Genomic DNA, 24,171 nt, shown 5'->3' with positions numbered 1-24,171 from the left:
CATGACCCAGATTCACACCGACCGGTTCGAGTTCGTCTGTCCCGAGCGCGGCGAAGCGTTCGAGGTCGACGGCGAGATGCGGCGTGCGTTGCTCGCGAGCGGCTGTCCCGTCTGCGGTGCGCCCGTCTCCGAGACCGCGTTCGTCTCGCTGTCCTCGCCGTGAGTGACTATCTCGACGAGTCGAGGTCGACGAACGCGCCCTCTCTCGCCGTGATCCAAGCGTCGCCCGACGAGTCACCCCCTTTCTCGACGAGAAACAGCGTACACTCTGCCGGCTTGTTCCGGGCGAGTGTCAGTTCGAAGCCGACGACCGGCCCCTCGGCTGCCGTCTCGGTGGTCGGGTGTTGTGCTTCATCCAGTTCGTCGACCGTATCGTCGTTCATCGTCTGTTGCTCCCTGACCGGTCTGGCGGCGTAGCGGTGACGTCACCGCCGCCGCGACCCAGTTCACTCGGAGAGACGTGCGCCACGGATATACGCTTTCTCGGCGGTTCCCGTCGGCCGAGAACGGGACGACCACACCGAGTGTCAACCCGACCGACCGGTTCCCGGCCTCGGAGAACCACCGGGGTTGATATAGGACTGGCTTCCCTACTATACTGTATCGTGACAGACAGTACGGACTACACGTTCGTCTGCCCGGAGTGCGCCGAGTCCATACTGGTCAACGAGTCGATGCGTGACGCCCTCCTCGACAACGGCTGTGTGGTCTGCGGGTCGTCGGTCTCTCGGCGGGCTTTCAGCGACGCGTGACTCCCCTCGCTTCGTCGGGAACCGAGTCACACAGTGCCGCGTCGCTCGTCGAAAACGCCGGTCGGTGCTGTTCTCCTCGGGGACGTTTTATTTCCCTCTCCGGACGGAACGGCCGGACATGGCACTCGATGGCGTACTCGACGACGTTCTGACCCGCGACTGGGAGCGGCCGACCGACGAGGACCCGATCCGCGTGGCGATGGTCGGCCTCGGATGGTGGACGCGGGAGCAGGCGATCCCGGCGGTGGCCGACGCCACCGCCTGTGAGACGACGGTGCTCGTGAGTTCGTCGACCGAGAAGGCCGAGTCGGTCGCGGCCGACGTCGACACCGTAACGGCGACCCTCTCGTACCAGCAGTTCCACGACGGGGCGGCGACCGACCGCTACGACGCGGTGTACGTCTGTACACCCAACGCGCTCCACCGCGAGTACGTCGAGTCCGCGGCCGACCACGGGAAGGCGGTCCTCTGTGAGAAACCCATGGCCGCCGACGTCGCGGACGCCGAGGCGATGGTGCAGAGCTGCGACGACGCCGACGTCCCGCTGATGGTCGCCTACCGAGTCCAGACCGAACCGATCACTCGACGGGCCCGCGAACTGGTCCGGAACGGCGCCGTCGGCGAAGTCGTGAGCGTGCTGGGGCATATGTCCGACACGATGCTCGAGTTCGCGAGCGAGGACTCCTGGCGACTCGACCCCGATCTGGCCGGCGGCACGACCGTCAACGACATCGGTATCTACCCGCTGAACACGATCCGCTTCGTGCTGGACGCGGACCCGCAGGCCGTCTACGCTCGCACCGAGGCCGAACAGGCGGCATACGAGGGAACCGACGAACACACCGCGTTCCAACTGGAGTTCCCCGACCACGTTCTCGCGTCCTGTACCGCGAGTCACAGCGCTCGGACCGCCTCCAGCCTCCGCCTCGTCGGCACCGACGGCGAGTTGACGCTCGAGGGGCTGTTCTTCCCGCAGAGCGAGAAGGTGTTACGGCTCTCGACGGACGACGCCGACCGGGAGATCCACCCCGACCCGGTCGACCAGATGCGCGAGGAGTTCGACTACTTCGCCAACTGTCTACAGCGAAACCGTCCGCCCGAACCCGACGGGAGACACGGTCTCGTAGACATGCGGGTCATCGACGCGCTCTACGAGTCAGCATCGACGGGTGAACGCGTCGTCGTCTGAACGCCGTTCGTCGCCCACCACAAGAGCAACAGTCATTACCTGTCACCCAAGTATCCCAAGGTACGAGAATGGCTCTGGACCAACAGACGAAGATGACCCCCGCGGAGATCGACGAGGTCCTCGCACGACACGAGACCGGCGTCCTCTCGCTCGCACAGGGGGACGAACCCTACGCGATACCCATCTCTTACGGATACGACCCCGAGGAGCGTCGCTTCTACATGCGTCTCGTCTCGACGCCCGAGAGTCAGAAACGACAGTTCCTCTCCTCGTCGCCGAGCGTCCGCCTCGTCGTCTACGAGGAGGAGGGCGAGACCTACCGGAGCGTCATCGCCGAAGGGTCGCTCGACCGTATCACCACCGACGAGATGACGACCGAACGCATCGTCCAGTACGGGCAGGCGAAACGGCCGCTGTTCGAGATCTGGGGCGAGTCGAAACGCGATCTCGACATCAAACTGTACGAACTCACCGCCGACTCGCTGAACGGTCGCCGGATCGAACTCGTCGCCGAGGACTGAGAGGGGTATCGTAGACGCTCGTCGATTTTCTCCGCGAGAATCGAACCCGGTGGCTCGCCGAGGACCACTGGTCTTCCGGCCGGCTACGACAACCCCTAACGGTCGCCGTGTCGGCCCCATCTCGCGTTTGCCTGCCGCCTCGCACTCCGTGTCGTCTCGTCGCTTCGCTCGACCCGTCCGTGGCTGCAGACCCGTATCCTCAAGTTTACCCACCCACAACTCGGTATCACGCTCATGTCGTCCGGGATCCGCGCGACCGTCGAGTTCGACTCTCCCGAAGTGTGTCCCATCGCGTCGGTGTCGGCGACGACCGACTCGGTCGTCGACAGCGTCTCGACGAGCGTCGTCTCGACGCCGGAGTCGACGAGCGTCACCGAGTTCGTCGTCGACACGGACCACGACCCGGCGACCCTCCCGGTCGACCCGATCTTCTCGTACGGGAACAAGCATCTCTACCGGATCGATCACGAGGACGTCTCCTGCCCCTGTAGCTGTCTCGGCGAGTTCGGCTGTCCCGTCGACCGCTACTTCGCCCGACGCGGCTCGCTGACCGTCGTGTTCTACGCGGCCGACTACGTCGAGTTACAGACCGCTATCGGCGCGCTCCGCGATCGGTTCCCCGGACTCGACATCAAGCGCCTCGTCCGGTCGCCGGTCGGTGAGTCGCCCGGTGACAGTGTCTTCGTCGACCGCAGCAAACTCACCGACCGCCAGTTCGAGGTGCTCCAGACCGCCTACGAGCGAGGCTACTTCGACCATCCACGACGCGCGAACGCCACCGAGATCGCGGCGGCGCTCGACATCAACCAGTCGACGCTGCGGGAACATCTCGCGGCCGCCCAGACGAAGCTCCTCGGCGACGTCCTCGAAGACGGGTCCTGACGACCGTGTCAAACACCAACACACGGCCGTCTCGGGAGGTCTCTCGCCGGAGTATATAAACCTCCCACGCTATCGGGGCTGACAGTTAGTCGTCGCTCGGTGACTTCTATGAGATATGAGCCAGAGTCAGTTCGCCGCCGCCGCACAGCCGACCCGTTCGGAGCAGACCGTCACCGTCGACGACGATGAGACCGTCCAGGCGATGCTCGACGCGCTCGACGACGCCGACTGTCGGTGCATCCTCGCGGCGACCGACGGCGAGGCGCTCTCGGCGAGCGAACTCTCGGAGCGCTGCGATCTCGCACTCTCGACGACCTACCGAAAGCTCGATCTGCTCACGGAGCTCGACCTCCTCTCGGAACGGCTTCGCGTCCGGCGCTCGGGCAAACACGCCTCGGAGTACCGCCGCGCCGTCGACGACGTGACGGTGTCGGTGGCGCCCGACGGAATCGAACTACGCGTCACCCGCTCGGAGCGCGAGGCGACCACGTCGCTCACGGCGTAGTGGACGTCCCGCGCAACGCGCGTTACAGCGCGTTCTTGTACGCTTCCAGCGTCTGCTCGATGTCTTCCTCGGTGTGGGCGTAGGAGACGAACTGCGACTCGAACTGGTTCGCCGTGAGGAAGACGCCCTGCTCTTTCATCTCGTGCCAGAAGATACGTTCCCAGCGCTCGGTCTCGGCGTCGGCGACGTCACCACCGGTCTTCGGACAGTGGTCGTACCGGGGGCAGTCGGGGCGCTGCTGGCATCCGGTCTCGCACTGACCGTCGAGCGTCGACGGCGCGTCGCGGGTGAACACCGTCTTGAACAGCGAGTCGGTGCCGACGACGGTGTACTCGGGGGCCTGATCCGCACAGATCTCCGTGATCCCCCTGCGTAGCTTCTCGCCGAGACGGTCGACGTGCTCGTAGACGTCGTTCTCGGCGGCGTACTTCAGATACTCGTGGCCCGCGGCCATCGTCACCGGATGCCCCGAGAAGGTTCCGGACTGGAAGACGTCGCCGGCGGGCGTGAACTGCTCGATGATCTCCGACTTCCCGCCGATGGCGCCGACGGGGAAGCCGCCGCCGACGATCTTCCCGAAGGTGGTGACGTCCGGCGTGACGCCGAACTTCGACTGCGCACAGCCGAGACCGCCGACCCGGAACCCGGTGATCACCTCGTCGAAGACCAGCAGCGACCCGTGGTCGTCACAGAGATCCCGCAGCGTCTCGTGGTAGCCGTCGACCGGCATTACGATGCCCTTGTTCGCGAGGATCGGTTCGACGAGCACCGCCGCGATCTCGTCGCCGTGCTCCTCGAACACCTCCTGAACCGCCTCGGCGTCGTTGAACGGGACCGGCAGCGTGTGCTTCGCGAACTCCGTGGGGATGCCGCTGGTGCTGGGTCGGGGGTGGTCGGCGTCGCCCTCGACGAGCGTCGACTCCTGGGCGCCGTGGTAGCCGCCCTGCATGACGACGATCTTGTCGCGGCCGGTGTAGCCGCGGGCGAGACGCACCGCCGAGACGGTCGCCTCCGTCCCGCTGTTGACGAACCGGATCATCTCGACGCTCGGGACGTGGCGGGCGACGAACTCGGCGTGATCGACCTCGATCTCGGTGGGCGCGCCGTACATCGGACCGGCGCTGGAATGCTTCTGGACGGCGGCTTGCACCGGTTCGGGGGCGTCGTGGCCGTACAACAGCGGGCCGTAGCCCATCACGTAGTCGACGTAGCGGTTGCCGTCGGCGTCGACGACGTGTGCGCCGTCGCCGCGCTCGACGAAGAAAGGGTACGGTCGGGTCGCACGCACCGAGGAGTTGACGCCACCGGGCATCACTGAGAGAGCCCGGTCGTAGAGGTCGCGTGAACGCTCGTGGTTCATGTGGCGGCAGTTCGCACGGGTGGCGGATAGTAGTTACTGGGTCGTCGTCGCCGACCGAACTCGCAGGGTCGGCCCCGTGTCCGACGTCGTCAGACCGCGTCCCGACCGCGCTCGCCTGTCCGGATCTGCACGGCGTCGGCGACGTCGAGGACGAAGATCTTCCCGTCACCGAGTTCGCCCGTGTACGCTGCCTCGCGGATGGCGTCGACGACGTCGTCGGCCGGAATCTCGGAGACGACGCACTCGATCTTCACCTTCTGGTGGAGGTCGACGGTGTACTCCTCGCCGCGCCACTGCCCCTTCTTCGCGGGTTGGTTGCCGCGGCCGGAGACGTTCGTCACGGTCAGCGACGGCGCGCCGATCTCGGCGAGGCCGCGCTTCACGTCGGCGAGTTTGTCGGGGCGGACGACGGCCATCACGAGTTTGATCTCGCCGTCGTTCGGCGCGTCGCTCATTCGTCGTCACCTCCAGAGACGTCGGAGACGCCACCGATCTCACCGGCGACCGATGCCGGTTCGACGCCGCCGTCGGTCCGGACGTTCCCGTCGAGGGGGACGCCCGCGCCGTCGGTGACGGTCTCAGGTTTACCGAACTCGGGGTAGGTGTCGACGCCGTGTTCGGAGGTGTCGAGCCCTTCGCGTTCGTGTTCGGAGGTGACGCGGAGTTCGCCCAGCGTCTTGATGCCGCGGAAGACGACGTAGGTCGCCGCGACCGTCCACCCGGCGATGACCGCGACGCCGACGACCTGCGGGATCGCAAGCGAGACGAACGACGCGGTCCCGTTCCAGAGCCCCGTCGCGAAGAACGGGAACAGGAGCGCACCGAGGATGCCGGCGCTCCCGTGGACCGGGAACACCGCACAGACGTCGTCGATCTGCAGGCGCTTCTCGACGAAGCCGAAGACGACGGGAAGCTGTGCGCCGGCGAGCAGGCCGACGACGAGCGCGCCGGGCCAGACGATGGCGTCGGCGATGGAGGTGATGCCGACGAGGCCGGCCAGCAGCCCGTTGGCGACGTAGAGCGTGTCGACCTTACCGGTCTTGTACATCGCGACGCCGGCGGCACCGATCGCGCCGGCGGCCATGCCGAGCGTCGTCACGAGCGCGACGCGGCCGACGTAGGCGAACGAACCGAGCGTGACCTCGCCACCCTCCATCGCCAGCGGCGCGGCGGCGGTGCCGACGTTGAAACCGTACCAGCCGAACGCCAGGATGAGCGTCCCGAGCACCGCGAAGGACAGCGAGTGGCCGGGGATGACGTTCACCGAGCCGTCCGGGTTGAAGCGGTCCATCCGTGGGCCGATGATCCACGCGGCGGTGAGGCCGGCGATGCCGCCCATCCCGTGGACGATCATCCCGCCCGCGAAGTCCTGAAAGCCCATCGCGCCGAGGAAGCCGCCGGCCCACGTGAAGCCGACGACGACGGGGTAGATGACCGCCGCGAGTACGATGGTGTAGCTGATGTACGCGCGGAGCTTCGCCCGACCGGCAACAGCTCCAGAAACGATGGTGGCCGCCGTCATGGCGAACACCGCGCCGAACAGCCAGTCGGTCCACGCGGTGACGCTCGCCGCGTCGGGTGCGTAGAGGTCCATGAACGCGCCGGCGACGGAGTACGACCCGCCGCCGGTGATCCCACCGACGATCGTCGAGACGGCGGACCCGGCGAGGAAGAACACGACGACGCCGACGCTCCACGTCAGGAGGTTCTTCGTCAGCTGGTTCGCGACGTTCTTCGAGCGCACCTGCCCGGCTTCGAGCATGGCGAAGCCGGCGTGCATGAAGAAGATGAGGAACGTCACGGTGAGCACCCACACGAGGTTGACGCCGGTGACGACGGCGTCCATGCCCGTCTGGAGTGAGAGGGCCGAGAGACTCATTCGCTCCCCTCTGCTGGTGCTTTGCTAGTGGTGCTTGGACAGTTGTCGATGTTTTCTGAATTCGAGGCCATGTTTGTCAACCGTATCCAGTCAACAGTCTGCACGTGGAGGGTAATAAGTATGATGACGACAAAGACAAATTATTTGGATCTGAACTGGACGTTCGATAGAACTACAAGCATATATAGTGTGTATAAGGGCCTTGTCTCGGGGATATGCGGACAAATGTTGCCACTCGGCTGGACGATCGTTGTGCGGAAACTGACGGAACTCTCGGCGTTCGTCCGGTGCGCGACGGCGCCGACGACGGCACCGAGTTGGGGAGTAACGAGCGAGCGCGGCGGCGGAGACGGAGCTGTTCCCGTCGACGCGGACGCCGACGTCGGAGTCGACGCAGTTCGACGACGAGACGTTCGATCGGCGTGAGAAGAGCCGCAGTTCGGTCGACGTGAGGTTCGTGGAGGGCCGAACGAGCGGAGACGACTCGGCTGGGTTAGCGCGGACCTACCGGGACGTGCTTTGCTCAGACCGCGGTGGTTCCCTCCTTGCCAGTGCGGACCTGTACCGCCCGCTCGACGTCGACGACGAAGATCTTCCCGTCACCGGGTTCGCCGGTGTTCGCGGCGTCGCGGATGGCGTCGACGACGTCGTCGGCGGGGATGTCGGCGACGACACACTCGACTTTCACCTTCTGGTGGAGGTCGACCGTGTAGCTCTCGCCGCGCCACTGCCCCTTCTTCGCGGGCTGACTGCCGCGGCCGGAGACCTGTGTGACCGTCAGCGAGGGCGCACCGACCTCGGCGAGCGCCGTCTTGATCTCGCTCAGGCGGTCGGGACGGACGACCGCCATCACGAGCTTGATGTCGCCGTCGTTCGACTGTTCGACCTCGTCGGTCGTCTCGTCGCGGTTCGACTCGCTCATTCGCCGTCACCTCCGGGACTGTCGGCACTCCCACCGACCGAGTCGGCGACAGAGGCCAACTCGGACCCGCCGTCCGCTCTGACGGGCTTGCCGAGCGCGGACTCGGGGCCGCTGTCGCCGACGAACTCGGGGTAGGTGACGACGCCGTGTTCGCCCTGGTCGAGCCCTTCGGTCTCCTCCTCGTCGGAGACGCGGAGTCCGAACAGCGCGTCGGCGACGCCGAAGACGACACCGGAGGCGACGACCGTCCACAGCGCGATGACGACGACGCCGAGCACCTGCATGGCGAGCTGGTTCACGCCCATGAAGCCGCCCACGCCGAACACGGGGATGAGCGCCGTGCCGAGCGCGCCGGCCGCACCGTGGACCGCGAAGACGCCGCAGACGTCGTCGATCCGCAGCGTGTCGACAGTGAACCGGTAGGCGGGCAGAACGATCGCGCCGCCGAGCGCACCGAGCAGGAGGCCGCCCCACCACGTGACGTGGGGGACCGCGCCCGTCACTGCCACGAGGCCGGCGAGCAGTCCGTTGGCCATCCACAGCGGGTCGGGTTTCCCCTGCCACGAGGTGGAGACGACCATCGCCGCGACCGCGCCGGCACCCATCCCGAGCGTCGTCACGAGGGCGACGCGGCCGAGCGCCTCGCCCATGAACTGGAGGCTGCCGTCGTCGACGACGGCGAGCACCGTCGCCTGCGTGCCGACGTTGAAGCCGTACCAGCCGAACGCCAGGATGAGCGTCCCCAAGACTGCCAGGAGCATCGAGTGCCCCGGGATGGGCTGGCTGTTACCGCTCTCGTCGAAGCGGCCCTTCCGCGGACCGACCATCTTTGCGCCCACGAGACCGGCGACGCCGCCGACCATGTGGACGACCGTCGCACCGGCGAAGTCGAGGTAGCCGACGCCGAGCGCCCGTCCGACGAAGCCCGACCCGGCGAGCAGCCCGCCGGACCACGTCAGCCCCTGCACGACAGGGTAGATGAACCCCGTGATGAGCGCCGCGAACAGCACGTACGCCTTGAAGTTCATCCGTTCGGCGACGGCGCCGGAGACGATGGTGGCTGCCGTCATAGCGAACACTGCGCCGAAGAGCCAATCGAGCCACGCACCGGAGTCGCCGACGTACGCGAACGCACTGGCGAGGTCGACGCCGCCGGGAGACGTCAGCCCGCCGACGACGGTCGCGACGCCCGCCCCGACGACGAAGTAGACGAGCACGCCGAGCGCCCAGTCGGTCATGTTCTTCATCAGCACGTTGCCGACGTTCTTCGCGCGGACCTGCCCCGCCTCCAGCAGCGCGAAGCCAGGCTGCATGAAGAAGATGAGGAACGACACCACCAGAATCCACACGTAGTTGATGCCGTTCGCGACGGTAGACGGATCGACCTGCAGTGGCAGCGATATCACAGCAATCCACCACCGTTTACCCGCGTAGCTGGACGTTCACACAACGATTCACCAAACTGATTTATATTCGTGTTCTCGATCACGGTCGTGGCTCATGGTGAGGCACTACATAAATCACAGGGTTGAAAAGAACAAGAATAGTGTGATGATCGTGGACATACGTTCGAAATTTAGAACAGTTTAATCGATATAAGGTTGTATTTCGTTCAGTTGTGGACGTCTGTCGGAAGTAGTTGTGAAACAGCTGTTATCGAAATTATGTGTCGGCTGTCGTCGCTCCGCGGTGCGCAGGCGTCACTGTTGCTCACTCTGCCAGTCGTCGAACGCGATCGACCCCTCCTCGGTGATGCGGGTCGAGTCCGGGAGCGGGAAGTCAGGGTTCTCGCTCTCCTCCGCCGGACCGCCGGGGCTCCCGACGACGATCCGACCGACCATGCCGACCATCTTGTGCGGGATGCAGTAGTAGTCGTGCGTCCCCTCCGTCTCGAAGGTGACGTTCCGGAACGCACCGACTTCGCCGAAGACGCCGGTGTCCCACGCGGGTGCTCCCTCGGGGATGCGCCGCTCGAAGGCGTTCTCGTTGTCGGGATGGTAGGCGGTCGCCGAGTGGGCCCCGCTCACGAGTTCGAACGACACCGTCTCGCCCGGTTCGACGTGCAACCCGACGGGGTCGAAGTAGAGGTCGGTGTACATCCCGACGGTGTACTCACCGCGTGTCGGCGTCGACGTTCCAGTCCCCGTCTCGGCCGCCGTCGCTGTCGGCGTCGCCGCCGCCGTCGTCGTCGCGGTCGTTGCCTCGGTCGTCTCTTCCGTCGTTCCACCAGTGCCACCGGTACAGCCGGCGACACCGGTGATGCCGCCGACAGCCGTCGTCGCGGCGACTCGTGCGAGCGCGTCGCGTCGTGTGAGTCTCATCTCTGTCTCACGCCCTTCAGTAGTTCTCCGCCCGCATCGTGAAGCGGAACGCGAACGGGTCGGTCGTCGCGTGCGTCCCCTGACTCGTGTCGCGGTCGGAGTACATCCGCAGGTACAGGCGTTCACCGTCGACGGAGTTCCCCCGCAGGTAGTTCTCCGGGTCGAGATACTCCCGGTCGGTCAGCATCTCCGCCGCGACGCCGTCGAGCGTCTGTTCGTACTCGACGAGTTCGGGGTCGTACTGGAGTGCGTAGGTGCGCATCCCCGGCCGTTCGACGACGAGGCGTTCCGGGCCGTCGGCGTTCTCGACGCGAATCCGGTCGACGTTGCTCCGGTCGATGCGCGACTCCTCGGTCACCGCGCTCCAGCCGCTCCCGTCGTCCGTGCTCACCGTCGCCGACTCGAAGGCCGGGTCGACGGCGAAGTGGAACGTGTACTTCGGGTAGCCGTTGGTGGTCCGGAACCCGGTCGTCGGGTGACGCGAGGTGACGTCGACGGTGCCGTCGTCGTGGAAGTTCCAGTCGATGAGGTAGCGGTAGGGTGCCCAGTTCTGCCCGAACCGCCACTCCCAGTGGTCGAGCGACCCCGTATGGTAGGTGCCGCGGATGCGGAACCCGTCCGCGAAGTCGTGTTTCTCGATGACGCCCGGACCGGTGAAGCCGAGCGTGTCCCAGAAGTGCCAGTTCCGGCGGCCGCTCGGGGTCCCCGGCCCCGCCATGCCGAACGGTTCGTAGTCGCTCAGCATCCACGGCACCTTCGTCTCGCGGCCGAACACCGGTTTCCCCTTGTACGACGCCTCCACGCGGTAGGCGTCGTGGAGCGTGTTCTCCCACGTGACCGTCCAGTCACCCTGCTCGATGGTCTGTGACGGTCGACGTATCTCCCAGTTCTCGTCGTCCATCGCCCCCGGTGGGTCGATCGTCCCCTCCCGATAGTCGCCGGGGTCGGTGTTCTGGACCTCCGCGACGATGTCCGCGAGCGGGTCGGGCGACTCCGAGGTCGGTCGGTAGACGTCGAGCACCTCGTTCTCCTCGATCTGGTCGTTGAACGTCTTCGTGGTCACTGCGGCCCCGACGGCGACCAACTCCCCTTGGTCGTTGTTCCAGTTGAACAGTACCGGCGTCACCACGCCGATAGGATACTCCTCGGAGTACGCCGTGATGATGGAGTAGTCCGCGGCGAGCACGTACCAGTCTTTGCCCTCCAGTGCCGCCGCGACGTCGGGATGCTCCAGCGCCGCGTTCACGGTGTCCATGTTGAGGCCGTCGTACGACCGCTCGATGACGTGCGGTTCGCGGGTCCGGACGTCCACCTTCAGCAACCGGTCGTTCCGCCGGTCGACGAGCCCCCGGATCTGCCTGATGTCGCCGAACTCGATGGTGTGTTGCCCCCCGTCGAGACTGCCGGTGACGGACATCTCGTGCGGAGCGAGGATCTCGACGAAGTCGACCCCGTCGTAGATGCGGTGGTACGCCGTCGACGAGACGGCCTCCGTGACCTGTGACCCGACCCCGTCTGCGGCCAGCACCTGCCGCAGCGCGGCGAGTTTCCGCTCCTCGACCACTGCGTCGAAGTCGTCGACGGCCCGCGGTGCCGCGTACTGGAGGTCGTCGACGTTCGGTGGTTCTGTCGTCTCGTCCGTCGGCGACGCCGTCGTCGATGGCGGTGTGTCCGCAGGTGATTCGCCCGGTGTTCCGGTACTCCCGTCGTCGTTCGTGGAACAGCCTGCGACGCCGACGCCTACTCCGAGTGCCAGCGACTGGAGAAACCGCCGTCGCCGTGGTAATTTGTCAGACATGCTCTAGCATACTATCGCTCGACCGACATCACTCTGTCGCGCCACAGAGGCGGGTGAATAAGACAGTCGACAGGCCGATTCGACAACGCCGAGGACGTCGCGGAGCGAACGTCGCGCCGTCGTCGACCGTCGCTCGTTCAGAGCGCCTCGGCCACGTCTTCGGCGAAGTAGGTGAGGATCAGATCCGCGCCGGCGCGTTTGATGGAGAGCAGCGACTCGACGGCGGTCTCCTCGAGGTTCAGCCACCCCTTGTCGGCGGCGGCGTGGAGCATCGCGTACTCGCCGGAGACGTTGTAGGCGGCGACGGGGTGGTCGTACTCCTCGCGGATGGCCCGGACGATGTCGAGGTAGGGGAGTGCGGGTTTGACCATCAACACGTCTGCACCCTGTCGGACGTCGAGTTCGACCTCGCGCATCGCCTCGCGGGCGTTGGCGGGGTCCATCTGGTAGTGGCGGCGGTCGCCGAAGGCGGGCGCGCCGTCGGCGGCGTCGCGGAACGGCCCGTAGAAGGCGGACTCGTACTTCGCGGCGTAGCTCATGATGGGGACGTCCGTGTATCCTCCCTCGTCGAGTCCCTGCCGGATGGCGCCGACCATCCCGTCGGTCATGGCGGAGGGTGCGACCATGTCGGCCCCGGCCTCGGCCTGTGAGACGGCCGTCTTCGTCAGGAGGTCGAGCGTCTCGTCGTTGCGGACGGTGAGTCGGGGGTTCTCGGCGGCCTCGTCTTCGACGACGCCGCAGTGACCGTGACTGGTGTACTCGCAGAGACAGACGTCGGTGACGACGTAGGTGTCCGTCTCGGCTTTGATGCGGCGGGTCGCCTCTTGGACGACGCCGTCCTCGGCCCACGCGCGCGACCCGTACTCGTCTTTCGCGTTCGGGATGCCGAACAGCATCACGGCCTCGACGCCCGTCTCGCGGATCTCCTCGACGCGGGCGACAGCCTCGTCGACGGGGACGCGCTCGTGACCCGGCATCGTCTCGATGGGGACGCGTTCGTCGGTCGTCGCGTCGACGAACACCGGGGCGATGAGGTCCGTCGCGTCCAGTCGCGTCTCGCTGATCAGCGGGCGGACGCCGTCGGTGCGGAGTCGACGTGGCCGGTCTGTCAGGTTCATGGACCGAGTTCGGTCGGGGCGTGGAAAACCGCATCGCTCCCTCTCGATCCGAGTTCTGTCGAGTTACTCGAGTTTTGACAAGGATGGTGTGCTGAATAGAAAGGGTCTGTCTCGTATCAGGATTGTCAGCAACACCTCGACCTCCCCTTTGCAGAGGAGGTCGAGATTGGGAACCGATCTACGACCTCTGGATAGGCAGTACTGCCTGCGCCAGAGATGGCATTCCGGCTCAATCGCCCACAGAAACCGTGGGCGTTTATACATTCGTCTTTAGAGTATATAAATATAGGTGGACAAATTTGATTTTCTTGTCTTCTAGGGAAATGATTGTCTAAAAGTTTGCACCATCACTTATCGGGTATCATTTGGGAGAGGTCAGTACTTCTATTTCGGAGGGCTAGTCATTCCTACTTCTCGGGTTAGGGAGATTGTCTTCGTTAACCAACACCTCTCACAATGAATGGTGAGCGACGTTGTGTAACTCGATGATGGATACGCGCGCTCTATTCAACACGCCCGCAGAGCCCTACCTGGAGCTGTCAGTAAGCGTGAGCCGAAGTTAGCGGATGAGACGTGTAAAAAAGTAGTCGGGTTTCGATACCCGGGAAGTAGAGACGGAAACTGCTGGGGTTAACGTTCCTGGCTCTGTTTCACCGTGGTGTCGGAGTCACCGTCGTCGCTGCTGACGCTGACCTCCTGTTCCATCTCGCTGGAACCCGCTCCGGAGTTGGTCTCGGAGTCGGCCGAACTGCTCTTGTCGTCGCTGTTGGCGGCCATCGAGGCTTCGCTGTCGACGCACTGTGAGTCCGTGCACATCGCCGACGCGGCGGTGTGGGCGGTGTCCTTCGAGTGGCCGTCGGTCGATTCGTGGGTCACGGAGGCGCCCTGCATCCCCATGCCACCGACGCCGGCGAAGCTGACCTGCACCTGCGTCGCGGACGCGTCCTGCGACTGATGCTGGTCTCCGTTCTTGCCGTCCTGGGACTGCTCGGCGGACTGCTCGATCGTTTGGGACTGCTCTTGGTCGATGTCGTCACCGACGGCAGTCTGACCGGCCTCGGCCTCTGCGTTCTGCGTCTGGCTCTGGTCGTTGTGCTTGCCGTCCTGCGACTGGCTGGCATCCTGGTGGATCTTTTGGTCTTGGTCTTGAGTGATGTCCTCTCCCTTGGCGGTCTGACTGGCTTCGGCAGTCGCGTCCTGGTCCTGCGACTGGTCGTTGTGCTTGCCGTCCTGCTCCTGTGCAGCGTTCTGGTTCACTTCCTGGGACTGCTCTTGGTCGATGTCGTCCCCGGAAGCGACCAGCTCGGCGGACTCGGTGGCGTCTTGGTCTTGCGACTGGTCGTTCCCGTGGCCGCGCTGGCTGGATTTCTGGGTCTGGTCGACCTTCTGGGTCTGGTCGGCGTCGTTGTCCCAGCCCGTCTGTTTTGCCCACTCCTCTGCGTAGCTTCGCTGCTGTTGGTCGGCTTCGTTCTTCTCGTGCTCGTCGTGCTTCTTGTCGGATCGGTCCTTGTGATGGTCGTCGTGCGCTGCGACGACCCCTGCGAGACCGCTCAGAGCGACGGTAACGACGACGAAGACGACGAGCAATTTTTGTCCGCGTTTACTGATCATTGTTACTTTCAGCCGGGGGTTCCCGACAGTCACAGATATCGACAAATGTCGTATTAGTTAGTTGTTTCTACCTTTCGATAAAATCTATTTTTACGACGAAAGTATGTCGAGAAGAACACTCGACTCGAACAGTCTGTCCGAACAGGTACTCTCGGTCACCGCCCCCGCTGGATGGTCGCAGTCTGATGGTTAACGGTCGGTTTATGAGATAATTCGTCTGATCAGTTTGATCTCGGCGATACGGTCGTCGGTAAGGAGTTGTTCGACGGCGTCGTCGGAGGCCCTTTTGACGACGACCGGGAGATTTCAGCGATCGCGCTGAATCGAGCGGGCGTGTTCATCACAGTCTGCCGAGCGAAGAACGGCAGTCTCCCAAGCTATCGGCGCTTCCGAAAGCGCGTCTCCTTCCGGTTTCACCGGAAGAGCAAGGCCACTGGTTACGAACGCAGAGCGTTCGTCCCACCCCGAACAATCGTTGTTCTTCGAGGCTCCGTTCACTTCGTCATCCCGTGGGAAGACTGCGGTCTTCTCGCCCTTCACTCACTCCGCTCGTGAAAACGATCCAACGACGCGAAGCTCCGCGCCACGGGGGACGATGCGGCGTCGAGCCGGCTTCGGACACGCGCTACACACCTCTCAACGCCCGTACACGAGGTCACAACTGATTTATTCGGGAGTTGGGTATGAACTGACGATGACCACCGTGCTGCAACTCGGGGAGATGCCGTCTTACCTCCAGGACCTCCTCAGCTCCGAGTACGCACTCCTCGTTCTCCTCGCCGTGTTCGTCCTCGAAGGGGCGATGCTGATGTACATCATGCCGAGCGAACTCATCGTTCCCGGGGCGATCCTCCTCGTCGGAGACCGCACCAATCTCCTCGCGCCGGAGAACGTCCTCATCATCGGTATCGCCGTCGCGGGCGCGACCGTCGGTCAGTACGCGCTGTTCAAACTCGCCGAGCGCGGTGGACGCGACTACCTGCTCGGAAAACGCTGGTTCCGGGTCAGCGAGGAGAAACTCAATAAGTTCGACGGCTGGTTCCAGCGGTGGGGTCCAATCGTGGTGCCGCTGAGCAACAGCATGCTGTTCACGCGGGGGATGTTGACCGTCCCGGCGGGGTTCTCCGAACTCGACGGCCGGCGGTTCATGGCTCTGTCGGCGGTCGGGACGCTCTCGTTCGAGTTGATCCTCGCGGGGCTGTTCGTCTTCTCGGGACGGCTCCTCTGAGAGCGCCGGAAAACGTTCACTCCGTTCGGTCGACGTCGATCTGCTCGCGGAGGGCGGCGAGTTCGTCGGACTCTGCGAGTTCCTCCAGCCGTTCGCGGAAGTGCTCCTCACAGAGGCCGACCTTGATGCCGTCCTTCTCTGCGGCGTACGCGGCATCGCGGTCGCAGTAGTGGCACTGCATACGTTCACTTCGGGAGCGACGGGGTTTAAGCCTACGCTCTCGGCAGACGAGCGGCGATCCGCTCGAACGCCTCGCGGGGCGGCCCGGCACGACCGAGCGTCGTGTCGTGGGCGTCGCTCCCGCCGACCGCCAGCAGGTCGTGTTCGGCGACGACGGCGTCCAGTCGGTCCGTGTCGACTGGGCGTCCGTACGGGTAGTAGCGCTCGACTGCGTCGAGTCGTTCGGTGAGCGCCAGCGCCGCCTCGGGGTCGGGGTAGCGGAACGGGTGGGCGAGTCCGACGACGGCACACGACGCCGACAGCAGGTCGACGCCGCGCTCGAACGGCGTGATCTCGCGCGCGACGTAGCAGGGGCCGCCGCCGCCGATGAGGTGGTCGAACGCCCCCTGGTAGTCGTAGTCGGCCTCGCTCTCTTCGATAGCCCGGGCGACGTGCGGCCGGCCGACGCCCTCCCGGACGTCGAGATCGAGGTTGACGTCAAGTCGACGTTCGACGCGGGATCGCATCTCCCGGGCGCGCTCCTTCCGGTCGGTCTGTATCCGGGTCAACTCCGCGCGGAGTTCCGGCGTCGAGTCGACCGCGTATCCGAGGAGGTCGACCGCGAACTCGCTGGTGTCGACGCGGAGTTCGATCCCGCGGATCACGATCACCCCGTCGTGGACCGTCACCGGGGCCTCGAGGTCGGGGTGGATACGGTCGTGGTCGGTGACGGCGACGGTGTCGACGCCGCCCGCCCGAGCGGCATCGGGGAGGTCGGGGACGGTCAGCGTTCCGTCAGAGGCAGTCGTGTGGAGGTGGAGGTCGGCGACCGGCGTCTCGTCCTCCGGAGTCGACGTCTCGGCCGCACCAGTGTCGGCGTCGTCGTCTGCGTCCAACATACCTCTCCCTCTGGCGGGGAGACCGAAAGCAGTTCTGACATTAAGGACCATTAATGACTGTTAAGAGTCGAAGGTAGTACATGGAAAACAATTATAATCATCTTCGGGCTACAACCTGGTACGATGCGCCTGAACGGCACTGACGATCTGATCGACGGCTACGAGTACCCTGCGACGAGCGAGGAACTCATCGAAGCGCACGGCGACCAGGAGATCGAACTCCAGAACGGGTCCGAGACGCTCAAGACGGTACTCGAACGCCTCGGTTCCGAGACGTACGAGCGGCCACAGGACGTCCGGGACGCCCTCTTCACGGGTGTCAGTCACCGTGCAATCGGGCGACGGTTCTACAGCGACCGCGACGCCTACGCGATCGGCGAGAGCGGACCGGAACCGGTCTCGTTCTGACGCCGACCGAGTCGACCGCTCCCCACTTCTTTCGCCGACCTACACCCACTCGAGCCCCTGCTGGAGCTCGAGCGGGACCGAACCCTTCGCGTAGCCCTCGATGCGACCGTCCGGTCGTGCCCGGAAGACGACCGCCGGGCGGTGTCGCACCTCGGGCTGTTCGCCGCGGACGGCGAACCAGTCGTCGTCGGGGAACGATGAGCAGTCGACGAACAGCGTGACGCCGCCGCCGTGGTTCTCGAGTTGGCCGTTCGTCTTCGTCTCGGCAGTGTCACGGACGGCGGCGACGGGCGTGTTCGCCGACCGCCGGTTCGGCGGGAGCGGTCGGGTCACCTCGACGAGCGTACCGTCCTCGCCCGGACGGTCCGCCCGGTAGTCCAGCGAGTGGCCGGTCGTCACCTCGATCTCGGGGGTGAGATCGTAGCCGGCGTCGTGAAGCACCTTCGCGACGTTGAACTCGCCCATCGACGCCGACATCCGGACGAGATCCACCTGCTGTGAAGTACCGAGCTTTCCGGCCATCAGCTCTCGGTAGTCGTCGAGTGCGCCGGTGTGGAGGAAGCGCTCGTAGAACCCGAGCGCCTCCTCGCGGGTCGCGTCGGGGAACCCTGCCGCGTGCTCGTCGAAGAACTCGCGGGTGGTGTGTCGACCGTCCTTCGAGAGGAACACAGGGAGGAAGAACCACGAGACGTGGGGGAACGGTTCGAGCCACGGCGACTCCTCGTGGAGTTGCGCGAGCAGTTCGCGTTCGGCCCAGCGAGCGATGGGGTACGGGACCTCCTCGAACGCGAACTTGTCGGTGCGCCAGAGGCTGCTCGGCGTCTCGGTGTTGCCGAGCCAGTAGGCACCCTCGTCGTTCCACGCCAGGAGGGCGATGTCGCCGTTGTCCATCTCGAAACGGGAGGCTTCGTAGTCCGACGGCGGTTTGAACCACGGCGACCGCATCGTCGCGCCGAGGTTGCCGTCGAGAGGATGAAACACGTCGTTCCGGACCCGGTTCTCCGTCCACGTACCGGGTGCGTACCGGAATCGCAAGGGTCGTGCCACGACTGTGATTACTCTGTGGGTTGGTTTACCTCTTCCGCACGGCCCTCACGTCGCCGTCTCCGACGTCTCGCCGCCGAATCCTACATCATCTTCCATTCTAATCGTCAACTTTTTAACGAGCTGTTTCTAAGTCATCATATACCATGTCAATGGGTGACTATGACGAGGAAGAACACGAGCGTCGTGCGCAGAAGACGAGTCAGGTCGACACCGACTTCTCCGAGATGCGCACGGAGTACCACGGCCGCCTCGAGTTCGACTCGGGAGACTCAGCAGACGACCTACTCGATCAGTTCAAAGAGATCAAAGGTCAGTAACCACCCTACGCTTCTCGCAGTGTGACCAACGCCGCCGTCGAGACGACGGTCACCGCGACGACGTGGCCGCCGACGGCGAAGAGCAGTACCGGATCGTCGAGCAGGAACGGCACGAGCAGCAGCTGTGCCACCGCGAACCCCACGTTCGTCGCGTCCAGCCGGCGGAGCGCACCGACGGTCTTGTCGTCGAACCTGTAGCGGTACGACCGCCACAACGCGACGACGGCCGTCCACCAGGAGGTGCCGATGCGATAGCAGAGATCCCACAGCACCAGGAGCATCAGATAGACGACGACGACGGGTGGCTGTGGACCGAACAGCTGATCGAGGAGCGCAGGTCTGCCGGCCGCTGCGGCCTGCTGGGGGTCGAAAACGAACAGGTGGGTGACGAGCGCGATGAACGCGAGCACTGCGAGGACGACCTCGATGCTCGACCCGAACAGCACGCGCCGGTACGTCTCAGGCAGTTCCAGCGAGCGCGTCCCCGCTCCGAGCCGGAGCATCGCGACGCTACCGACGACGGCGACGGCGACGGCGGCGGTACCGGCGAGCGCCGCGTTCCAGAGGTCGTACACCCACGCGAAGAGGAGGATCAGCACCTCGAAAAGGACGAACTGGAACGCGACGGCCTGTGGCTCGCTCAGTTCGATGCCCGGAAGCGCACCGACGATGCTCTCGTACGTCCACGCCTCGCCGTACTCCGTCCCTAGCAGACTCATCTCGGAGTGCTTCGACCCACGTGCTCTTAATCCGCTCGCGTCGGTTCGACCGACGGCGACAGCGTCGCGGCGGACCGATCGTCGCCGAGTGCTCGTTCGACGGCGACGTCGAAGGGAGTCAACTCGATAGGGACGAGCTCCCGAATCCGGTTGTCCTCGACGACGACCGGGTTCTTCAGCCCGTCGATGAGGGGGCGGGCGACGCTCCGGGGGACGTCGGTGACGAGGTCGACCCAGTAGGCCGAGAGCCGCGGCGTCAACACTGGGACGGAGACGATGCGGGGATGTCGACCCAACCGCTCGCCCGTCCGCTGGAGCAGCTCTCCGTACGTCAGCACGTCCGGACCGCCGATCTCGTACGTCTCACCGGCTGTCTCGGGGACGTCGAGCACGCCGACGAGATAGGCGACGACGTCGTCGATGGCGATCGGTTGGCACTCCGTCCGGACCCACTGCGGGGTGATCATCACCGGCAGTCGCTTCGCGAGCTGTTTGACCATCTCGAAGCTCGCACTCCCGTCACCGATGATGATGGCCGCTCGGAGCGTCGTCAGCTCGTAGTCGCCCTCACCGAGGATGTACTCGACCTCTCGGCGCGACTGGAGATGCTTCGACAGTCGGTCGTTGCCCGACCCGAGTCCGCCGAGGTAGACGACGCGCTCGACACCCCGCTCGCTGGCGGCGTCGGCGAAGTTGCGTGCGGCCCGCCGGTCGCGCTCCTCGAAGTCGCCACCCGACTGCATCGAGTGGACGAGATAGTAGGCGGCGTCGACGTCGAGCGCACGGTCGAAACTGCCTGGTTCGAGCAGGTCGCCTTCGACGACGCGCACGTCCGCGGGACCGCTGTAGCGGTCGGCGTCGCGGACGAGCACCGTCACCTCGTGGCCGGCGTCGAGTAGGGCTGGGACGAGGCGATTGCCGACGAACCCGGTCGCCCCTGTGACGAGAACTCTCATGGTACTGAGTGACGGTCGGCGAGCGGATAACTGTTCCCGCTGGAACGAGGATTATCCCTCCGTTTCGGGTGCGCCGCGCGCCTCCTCGACGGTCGCCCCCGTCGACTCGACGTCGGTCGCCAGCGACCCGGTTTCGTCGGCCCGCATCTCCCACGCCTCGATCGCCTGTCCGGCCCACGAGTCGGCGGCACGCGCCTCCGTTCTGGCCTCCTCGGCGCGGGTCCCGTCCACTGTCGTCGTCCCGGGACTCGACCCCACGGCGACGCCGACGAACCGAGCGCGGTCGGCGGCGGTGAGTTCGTCCGCGAGGAGTCGGTCGACGACGCCCGTCAACTCCTCGGGGTCGGGGTAGACGAACAGTTTCGCGCCCAGCGCCTGCGGGCCGAGCGCGAGGCCGACGTTGTCGGGCGGCGTGTCGTCGAGCAGGCGGTCGCCGCCGTAGGCCATCTCGACGCGTTCGCACTCCGTCTCGCGGTCGAGCGCGAGGTTCTGCCCGGGGTAGTCGCTGCAGGTCCGGGGGTAGAGCGGCGAGTCGTGGATGCGACACCGGAGCGTCTCGGGGTCGAGAAAGACGCAGGTGTCGAGCCAGTGGCGGTCGAGGCCGAACGGGCCGACCGGTTTCGGCGGTTTGCGCAGGCCGAGAAAGAACACCGGTCGGTCGCCGACGGCGACGAGGTCGTGGCCGTCGACCGTCACCGCGTCGTCGCCGTCGGTCGCCTCCCAGAGACGGGGCGTCATCACGTCGCCGTAGCCCGCGTCTAGAAAGTCGCGTACCTCGTCGCGGGAGAGCGGCACGAGGTTGTACGCGTCGTCGAGCGGGGGACGGCGGCCGCGGCGTTCGTGGTCGTCGGCGTCGGGGGCGAGCGGACGCCAGTCGATGCAACAGCCGGCACAGCCGTCACAGTTCACGTCCATCCGTATCTGTCAGACGGTGTCACGACACATCAATGTACGTCGGGTAAGGCTCTTGTCGCTCGGCGGACTCTCTCAGACGATGACGAGTGAACCGTGTGACGCCTGTGGGAAGGCCGTCCGGATCGCCGGCGGCATCGGCGACTTCTGGAGTTTCGAGACCGAGTCGACTGGCGGCATCGAACTGGAGCTCGTCGACGGCAGTCAACACTTCCTCTGTTTCGACTGTATCGAGCGGTTGCCGGACGACCGTGAGGTGACAGCGGACGACGTCGCGGCGTTGTGAGGCCGCGACGGTAGGGGGGAGACTCGCGGGCGACGACGACTCTGACGCACTGCCGACGGACCGCTCCCGCACCGCCGAACGGTGGATTTAGGCCGGAGTGGAGACAGGGACGAACGTGAACCCGGACCGTATCTTCGAGGGGTTCCCGGCGCCGAGTTACCGGGGCAACCAGAAGCAGGCGCTCCGCGACGTCCGGGAGGCGTTCGCCGCCGGCAACGACGTGGTCCTCGTCCGTGCGCCCACGGGGAGCGGCAAGTCCCTCCTCGCCCGCGCCATCGCCGGCTGTGCCCGTCGCGCCGACGAGGCCGAACCGAAGGAGGCGACCGACGCCTACTACACCACGCCGCAGGTCTCACAGCTCGACGACGTTGCCACCGACGACCTGCTGGACGACCTGAAGATCATCCGTGGGAAAGGCAACTACGACTGTATCCTCCCGGGCGAACACGACACGCCCGTCAACCGCGCGCCCTGCGTCCGGGAGAAGGGGTTCGACTGCACCGTCCGGCATCGCTGTCCGTACTTCTCGGACCGCGCCATCGCCTCCTCGCGCTCTATCGCGGCGATGACGCTCGCGTACTTCATGCAGACTGCCGGGTCGGACGTGTTCAGGAAGCGGGACGTCGTCGTCGTCGACGAGGCGCACGGCCTCGCGGAGTGGGCGGAGATGTACGCTACCATCGAGATCAAACCCCGGACGGTCCCCGTCTGGGACGACGTCGGCATCCCCGATATCTCGGGTGCGGACGACCCCGTCGACCGCGCGTCGCGGTTCGCCGAGACGCTGATGGGCGTCTGCAAGCGGGCGAAAGACGACCTGCTCGCGAAACCGGAGTTGACGCCCGACGAGGCCGCGCGTCGCGACCGCCTGCAAGAGCTTCACGGCGAGTTGAAGTGGTTCGTCGACGACTACCGCGACCCGACGAGCGCGACGACGTGGGTCGTCGACCAACCCGACGGCGCAGGCACGGCACTCGTCGTCAAACCGCTCAACCCCGAGAAGTATCTCCACCACACCGTCTGGGACCGCGGCAACAAGTTCGCGCTGCTCTCGGCGACGATCCTGAACAAGGAGGCGTTCTGCCGACAGGTCGGTCTCGACCCCCAGAACGTCGCGCTGGTCGACGTCGGCCACACGTTCCCGGTCGAGAACCGGCCGCTGTACGACGTGACGCAGGGAAAGATGACGTTCGAGCACCGCGACGAGACCATCCCGAAGATCGCTCGTCTGCTCGTCCGCCTGCTGGCGAAACATCCGGACCAGAAGGGACTCGTCCACGCGCACTCTTACGGGATTCAAGAGAAGTTGGCGACGCTGCTGGCGGAGTTCGGCGTCGGAGACAGAGTCCGTCTGCACACGCGAGAGAACCGCGACGCCGAACTGGAGGCGTGGAAGGCGACCGACGAACCCGAACTGTTCCTCTCGGTGAAGATGGAGGAGGCGCTCGACTTGAAAGGCGGGCTCTGTCGGTGGCAGGTGCTGTGTAAGGCTCCCTATCTGAACACCAGCGACTCGCGGGTCGCTCGTCGACTGGAGGAGGGTCAGTGGGCGTGGTACCACCGCGCGGCGCTGCGGACCGTGATTCAGGCCTGCGGGCGGGTCGTTCGCGCGCCCGACGACTACGGCGATACCTACCTCGCGGACTCGAGTCTGCTCGACCTGTTCGACCGCGCCGAACCGGATATGCCCGCCTGGTTTGCCGATCAGGTGAGGCGGATGTCGAGCCCCGACCTCCCCGAGTTCGACCCGCAGGCGGCGCTCGGCGAGCTGTCGGGCGGCCCCCGCACGGGAGGGTCGGGCCGACGGCGTCGGCGACGCGGCGACCGTTCGTCGTCCGGCGTCAAACAGTCCAGCGCCGAACGGCGGAACGACCACCCGCTGTCGGACGTCTGGGGCGACAACTAGTCCGTCTCCGTCGCAGCGTGTTTTACTCGTTCACGAGTGATACTTTCTCCATCGTCTCCTGTGAACTACCCACACAGGCGCTCTTCTGTCCGTTCGTCCCGGGTTGGCGATTATTGCCGGACGGGTTCTAAACGATTGTTAACTCCACTCCCAGATATTCAACTGCACTCGGATAGAAGTTTACATAGTCACAACCTAACACGAGAATCCGAAAGATACTGAGAGCGATTCTCACGATAGCTTTACATACCTCCTCCAAGTACCGTCGTATGTACACCGATGCACTCCAACGCCCTCACACAGGCTCTGACACTGTACCGCAGCGGGACGTTTACACTCTCGCAGGCGGCCTCACGCGCCGGGCGGACCGAAGAAGAGTTCGAGGCGGTCCTCCGCCAGTACGGCATCGAGCAGCGCCCGGAGGGCCTCTCGGTCGACGCGCGGTCCGAGCGCCCCGCGAGCGCCGACTGAGCCTT

General features: G+C 65.3%; 29 protein-coding genes. 13 read left to right on the top strand and 16 right to left on the bottom strand.

The features are described from left to right. The first annotated feature begins 1 nt into the window (after position 1). Entirely contained in the window at positions 2-163 is a 162-nt protein-coding gene (locus BSG17_RS25930; protein WP_139246569.1) for a DUF7560 family zinc ribbon protein, read from the top strand. A 4-nt stretch (positions 164-167) separates the two neighbouring features. On the opposite strand, the gene BSG17_RS07815 is transcribed toward BSG17_RS25930, so the two are convergent. Then, positions 168-383: a DUF7511 domain-containing protein gene (locus BSG17_RS07815; RefSeq protein ID WP_089822700.1), complete on the bottom strand. Its 216-nt coding sequence runs from the start codon at positions 381-383 to the stop codon at positions 168-170. A 222-nt stretch (positions 384-605) separates the two neighbouring features. Between BSG17_RS07815 and BSG17_RS26885 the strand changes: the two genes are divergently transcribed. From BSG17_RS26885 to BSG17_RS07795, 5 genes are all read left to right on the top strand, one after another. Next, positions 606-752 carry a DUF7560 family zinc ribbon protein gene (locus BSG17_RS26885; RefSeq protein WP_170864747.1) on the top strand — a complete coding sequence of 49 codons (147 nt, stop codon included), beginning with the start codon at positions 606-608 and terminating at the stop codon, positions 750-752. A gap of 118 nt (positions 753-870) precedes the next feature. Next, on the top strand, positions 871-1,941 hold the full coding sequence (gfo6, locus tag BSG17_RS07810) for a D-xylose 1-dehydrogenase Gfo6 (RefSeq protein WP_089823050.1): 1,071 nt from the start codon (positions 871-873) through the stop codon (positions 1,939-1,941). Positions 1,942-2,009: 68 nt separating this feature from the next. Then, positions 2,010-2,462 carry a pyridoxamine 5'-phosphate oxidase family protein gene (locus tag BSG17_RS07805; RefSeq protein WP_089822698.1) on the top strand — a complete coding sequence of 151 codons (453 nt, stop codon included), beginning with the start codon at positions 2,010-2,012 and terminating at the stop codon, positions 2,460-2,462. A 234-nt stretch (positions 2,463-2,696) separates the two neighbouring features. Next, positions 2,697-3,344 (top strand): helix-turn-helix domain-containing protein, encoded by a 648-nt coding sequence (locus BSG17_RS07800; RefSeq protein WP_089822696.1) that lies wholly within the window; start codon positions 2,697-2,699, stop codon positions 3,342-3,344. 115 nt (positions 3,345-3,459) lie between these two features. Further along, positions 3,460-3,849 carry a helix-turn-helix domain-containing protein gene (locus BSG17_RS07795; RefSeq protein WP_089822694.1) on the top strand — a complete coding sequence of 130 codons (390 nt, stop codon included), beginning with the start codon at positions 3,460-3,462 and terminating at the stop codon, positions 3,847-3,849. Positions 3,850-3,871: 22 nt separating this feature from the next. Here BSG17_RS07795 and hemL read toward each other — a convergent pair whose 3' ends face one another. The 3 genes from hemL to BSG17_RS07785 all read right to left on the bottom strand — a co-directional run bounded on the left by hemL (position 3,872) and on the right by BSG17_RS07785 (position 7,088). Next, entirely contained in the window at positions 3,872-5,209 is a 1,338-nt protein-coding gene (gene hemL, locus BSG17_RS07790; protein ID WP_089822691.1) for a glutamate-1-semialdehyde 2,1-aminomutase, read from the bottom strand. An 89-nt stretch (positions 5,210-5,298) separates the two neighbouring features. Next, complete coding sequence (locus BSG17_RS26880; RefSeq protein WP_170864746.1) at positions 5,299-5,664, bottom strand: nitrogen regulatory protein GlnK1; 366 nt, start codon at positions 5,662-5,664, stop codon at positions 5,299-5,301. Further along, positions 5,661-7,088: an ammonium transporter gene (locus BSG17_RS07785; RefSeq protein WP_170864745.1), complete on the bottom strand. Its 1,428-nt coding sequence runs from the start codon at positions 7,086-7,088 to the stop codon at positions 5,661-5,663. Before BSG17_RS07785 ends, BSG17_RS26880 begins: the two co-directional genes overlap by 4 nt. A gap of 120 nt (positions 7,089-7,208) precedes the next feature. Between BSG17_RS07785 and BSG17_RS07780 the strand changes: the two genes are divergently transcribed. Then, the gene (locus tag BSG17_RS07780; protein ID WP_139246568.1) at positions 7,209-7,514 is read left to right on the top strand and encodes a hypothetical protein; all 306 of its coding nucleotides are present in this window, start codon (positions 7,209-7,211) and stop codon (positions 7,512-7,514) included. 97 nt (positions 7,515-7,611) lie between these two features. On the opposite strand, the gene BSG17_RS07775 is transcribed toward BSG17_RS07780, so the two are convergent. The 6 genes from BSG17_RS07775 to BSG17_RS07750 form a co-directional block, all read right to left on the bottom strand. Further along, positions 7,612-8,010 (bottom strand): nitrogen regulatory protein GlnK1, encoded by a 399-nt coding sequence (locus BSG17_RS07775; protein WP_089822686.1) that lies wholly within the window; start codon positions 8,008-8,010, stop codon positions 7,612-7,614. Continuing rightward, positions 8,007-9,413: an ammonium transporter gene (locus tag BSG17_RS07770; RefSeq protein ID WP_089823048.1), complete on the bottom strand. Its 1,407-nt coding sequence runs from the start codon at positions 9,411-9,413 to the stop codon at positions 8,007-8,009. The genes BSG17_RS07775 and BSG17_RS07770 overlap by 4 nt, the downstream gene beginning before the upstream one ends. 297 nt (positions 9,414-9,710) lie before the next feature. Continuing rightward, positions 9,711-10,331 (bottom strand): plastocyanin/azurin family copper-binding protein, encoded by a 621-nt coding sequence (locus BSG17_RS07765; protein WP_089822684.1) that lies wholly within the window; start codon positions 10,329-10,331, stop codon positions 9,711-9,713. Between the two features lie 16 nt (positions 10,332-10,347). Further along, positions 10,348-12,129 carry a DUF3558 domain-containing protein gene (locus BSG17_RS07760; RefSeq protein WP_089822682.1) on the bottom strand — a complete coding sequence of 594 codons (1,782 nt, stop codon included), beginning with the start codon at positions 12,127-12,129 and terminating at the stop codon, positions 10,348-10,350. Between the two features lie 137 nt (positions 12,130-12,266). Then, positions 12,267-13,247, bottom strand: a complete 981-nt coding sequence (hemB, locus tag BSG17_RS07755) for a porphobilinogen synthase (RefSeq protein WP_089822680.1) — start codon at positions 13,245-13,247, stop codon at positions 12,267-12,269. A gap of 630 nt (positions 13,248-13,877) precedes the next feature. Continuing rightward, positions 13,878-14,858 carry a midas domain-containing protein gene (locus tag BSG17_RS07750; RefSeq protein WP_211609082.1) on the bottom strand — a complete coding sequence of 327 codons (981 nt, stop codon included), beginning with the start codon at positions 14,856-14,858 and terminating at the stop codon, positions 13,878-13,880. A 694-nt stretch (positions 14,859-15,552) separates the two neighbouring features. Here BSG17_RS07750 and BSG17_RS07745 point away from each other — a divergent pair. Continuing rightward, positions 15,553-16,086 (top strand): DedA family protein, encoded by a 534-nt coding sequence (locus tag BSG17_RS07745; protein WP_089822676.1) that lies wholly within the window; start codon positions 15,553-15,555, stop codon positions 16,084-16,086. 16 nt (positions 16,087-16,102) lie between these two features. Here BSG17_RS07745 and BSG17_RS26875 read toward each other — a convergent pair whose 3' ends face one another. Continuing rightward, complete coding sequence (locus BSG17_RS26875; RefSeq protein WP_170864744.1) at positions 16,103-16,267, bottom strand: DUF6757 family protein; 165 nt, start codon at positions 16,265-16,267, stop codon at positions 16,103-16,105. 31 nt (positions 16,268-16,298) lie between these two features. Beyond that, positions 16,299-17,144, bottom strand: a complete 846-nt coding sequence (locus BSG17_RS07740; protein WP_089822674.1) for a PHP domain-containing protein — start codon at positions 17,142-17,144, stop codon at positions 16,299-16,301. 123 nt (positions 17,145-17,267) lie between these two features. On the opposite strand from BSG17_RS07740, the gene BSG17_RS07735 reads away from it, so the two are divergent. Next, complete coding sequence (locus BSG17_RS07735; RefSeq protein WP_089822672.1) at positions 17,268-17,552, top strand: DUF5789 family protein; 285 nt, start codon at positions 17,268-17,270, stop codon at positions 17,550-17,552. A gap of 39 nt (positions 17,553-17,591) precedes the next feature. Here the strand turns inward: BSG17_RS07735 and BSG17_RS07730 are convergent, their stop codons facing one another. Beyond that, positions 17,592-18,599 carry a DUF5784 family protein gene (locus BSG17_RS07730; protein WP_089822670.1) on the bottom strand — a complete coding sequence of 336 codons (1,008 nt, stop codon included), beginning with the start codon at positions 18,597-18,599 and terminating at the stop codon, positions 17,592-17,594. Positions 18,600-18,742: 143 nt separating this feature from the next. Here BSG17_RS07730 and BSG17_RS26870 point away from each other — a divergent pair, with 143 nt between their 5' ends. After that, on the top strand, positions 18,743-18,916 hold the full coding sequence (locus tag BSG17_RS26870) for a DUF5786 family protein (protein ID WP_170864743.1): 174 nt from the start codon (positions 18,743-18,745) through the stop codon (positions 18,914-18,916). 5 nt (positions 18,917-18,921) lie between these two features. On the opposite strand, the gene BSG17_RS07725 is transcribed toward BSG17_RS26870, so the two are convergent. The 3 genes from BSG17_RS07725 to BSG17_RS07715 are packed head-to-tail and all read right to left on the bottom strand — an operon-like array spanning position 18,922 to position 21,506. Continuing rightward, the gene (locus tag BSG17_RS07725; RefSeq protein ID WP_089822668.1) at positions 18,922-19,635 is read right to left on the bottom strand and encodes a DUF7530 family protein; all 714 of its coding nucleotides are present in this window, start codon (positions 19,633-19,635) and stop codon (positions 18,922-18,924) included. A 26-nt stretch (positions 19,636-19,661) separates the two neighbouring features. Then, positions 19,662-20,591: an NAD(P)H-binding protein gene (locus BSG17_RS07720; RefSeq protein ID WP_089822666.1), complete on the bottom strand. Its 930-nt coding sequence runs from the start codon at positions 20,589-20,591 to the stop codon at positions 19,662-19,664. 51 nt (positions 20,592-20,642) lie between these two features. After that, positions 20,643-21,506, bottom strand: a complete 864-nt coding sequence (locus BSG17_RS07715; RefSeq protein ID WP_089822665.1) for a YkgJ family cysteine cluster protein — start codon at positions 21,504-21,506, stop codon at positions 20,643-20,645. A gap of 79 nt (positions 21,507-21,585) precedes the next feature. Between BSG17_RS07715 and BSG17_RS07710 the strand changes: the two genes are divergently transcribed. The 3 genes from BSG17_RS07710 (at position 21,586) to BSG17_RS07700 (ending at position 24,166) form a co-directional block, all read left to right on the top strand. Continuing rightward, positions 21,586-21,789, top strand: a complete 204-nt coding sequence (locus BSG17_RS07710) for a DUF7561 family protein (protein ID WP_089823046.1) — start codon at positions 21,586-21,588, stop codon at positions 21,787-21,789. Positions 21,790-21,904: 115 nt separating this feature from the next. After that, the gene (locus BSG17_RS07705) at positions 21,905-23,695 is read left to right on the top strand and encodes a helicase C-terminal domain-containing protein (RefSeq protein ID WP_089823044.1); all 1,791 of its coding nucleotides are present in this window, start codon (positions 21,905-21,907) and stop codon (positions 23,693-23,695) included. Positions 23,696-23,974: 279 nt separating this feature from the next. After that, on the top strand, positions 23,975-24,166 hold the full coding sequence (locus BSG17_RS07700) for a DUF7317 family protein (RefSeq protein WP_089822662.1): 192 nt from the start codon (positions 23,975-23,977) through the stop codon (positions 24,164-24,166). Positions 24,167-24,171 lie beyond the last annotated feature (5 nt).

The sequence above is a fragment of the Halogranum amylolyticum genome, assembly GCF_900110465.1.
Taxonomy (GTDB): domain Archaea; phylum Halobacteriota; class Halobacteria; order Halobacteriales; family Haloferacaceae; genus Halogranum; species Halogranum amylolyticum.
This window is presented reverse-complemented; position numbering and strand designations above follow the sequence as displayed.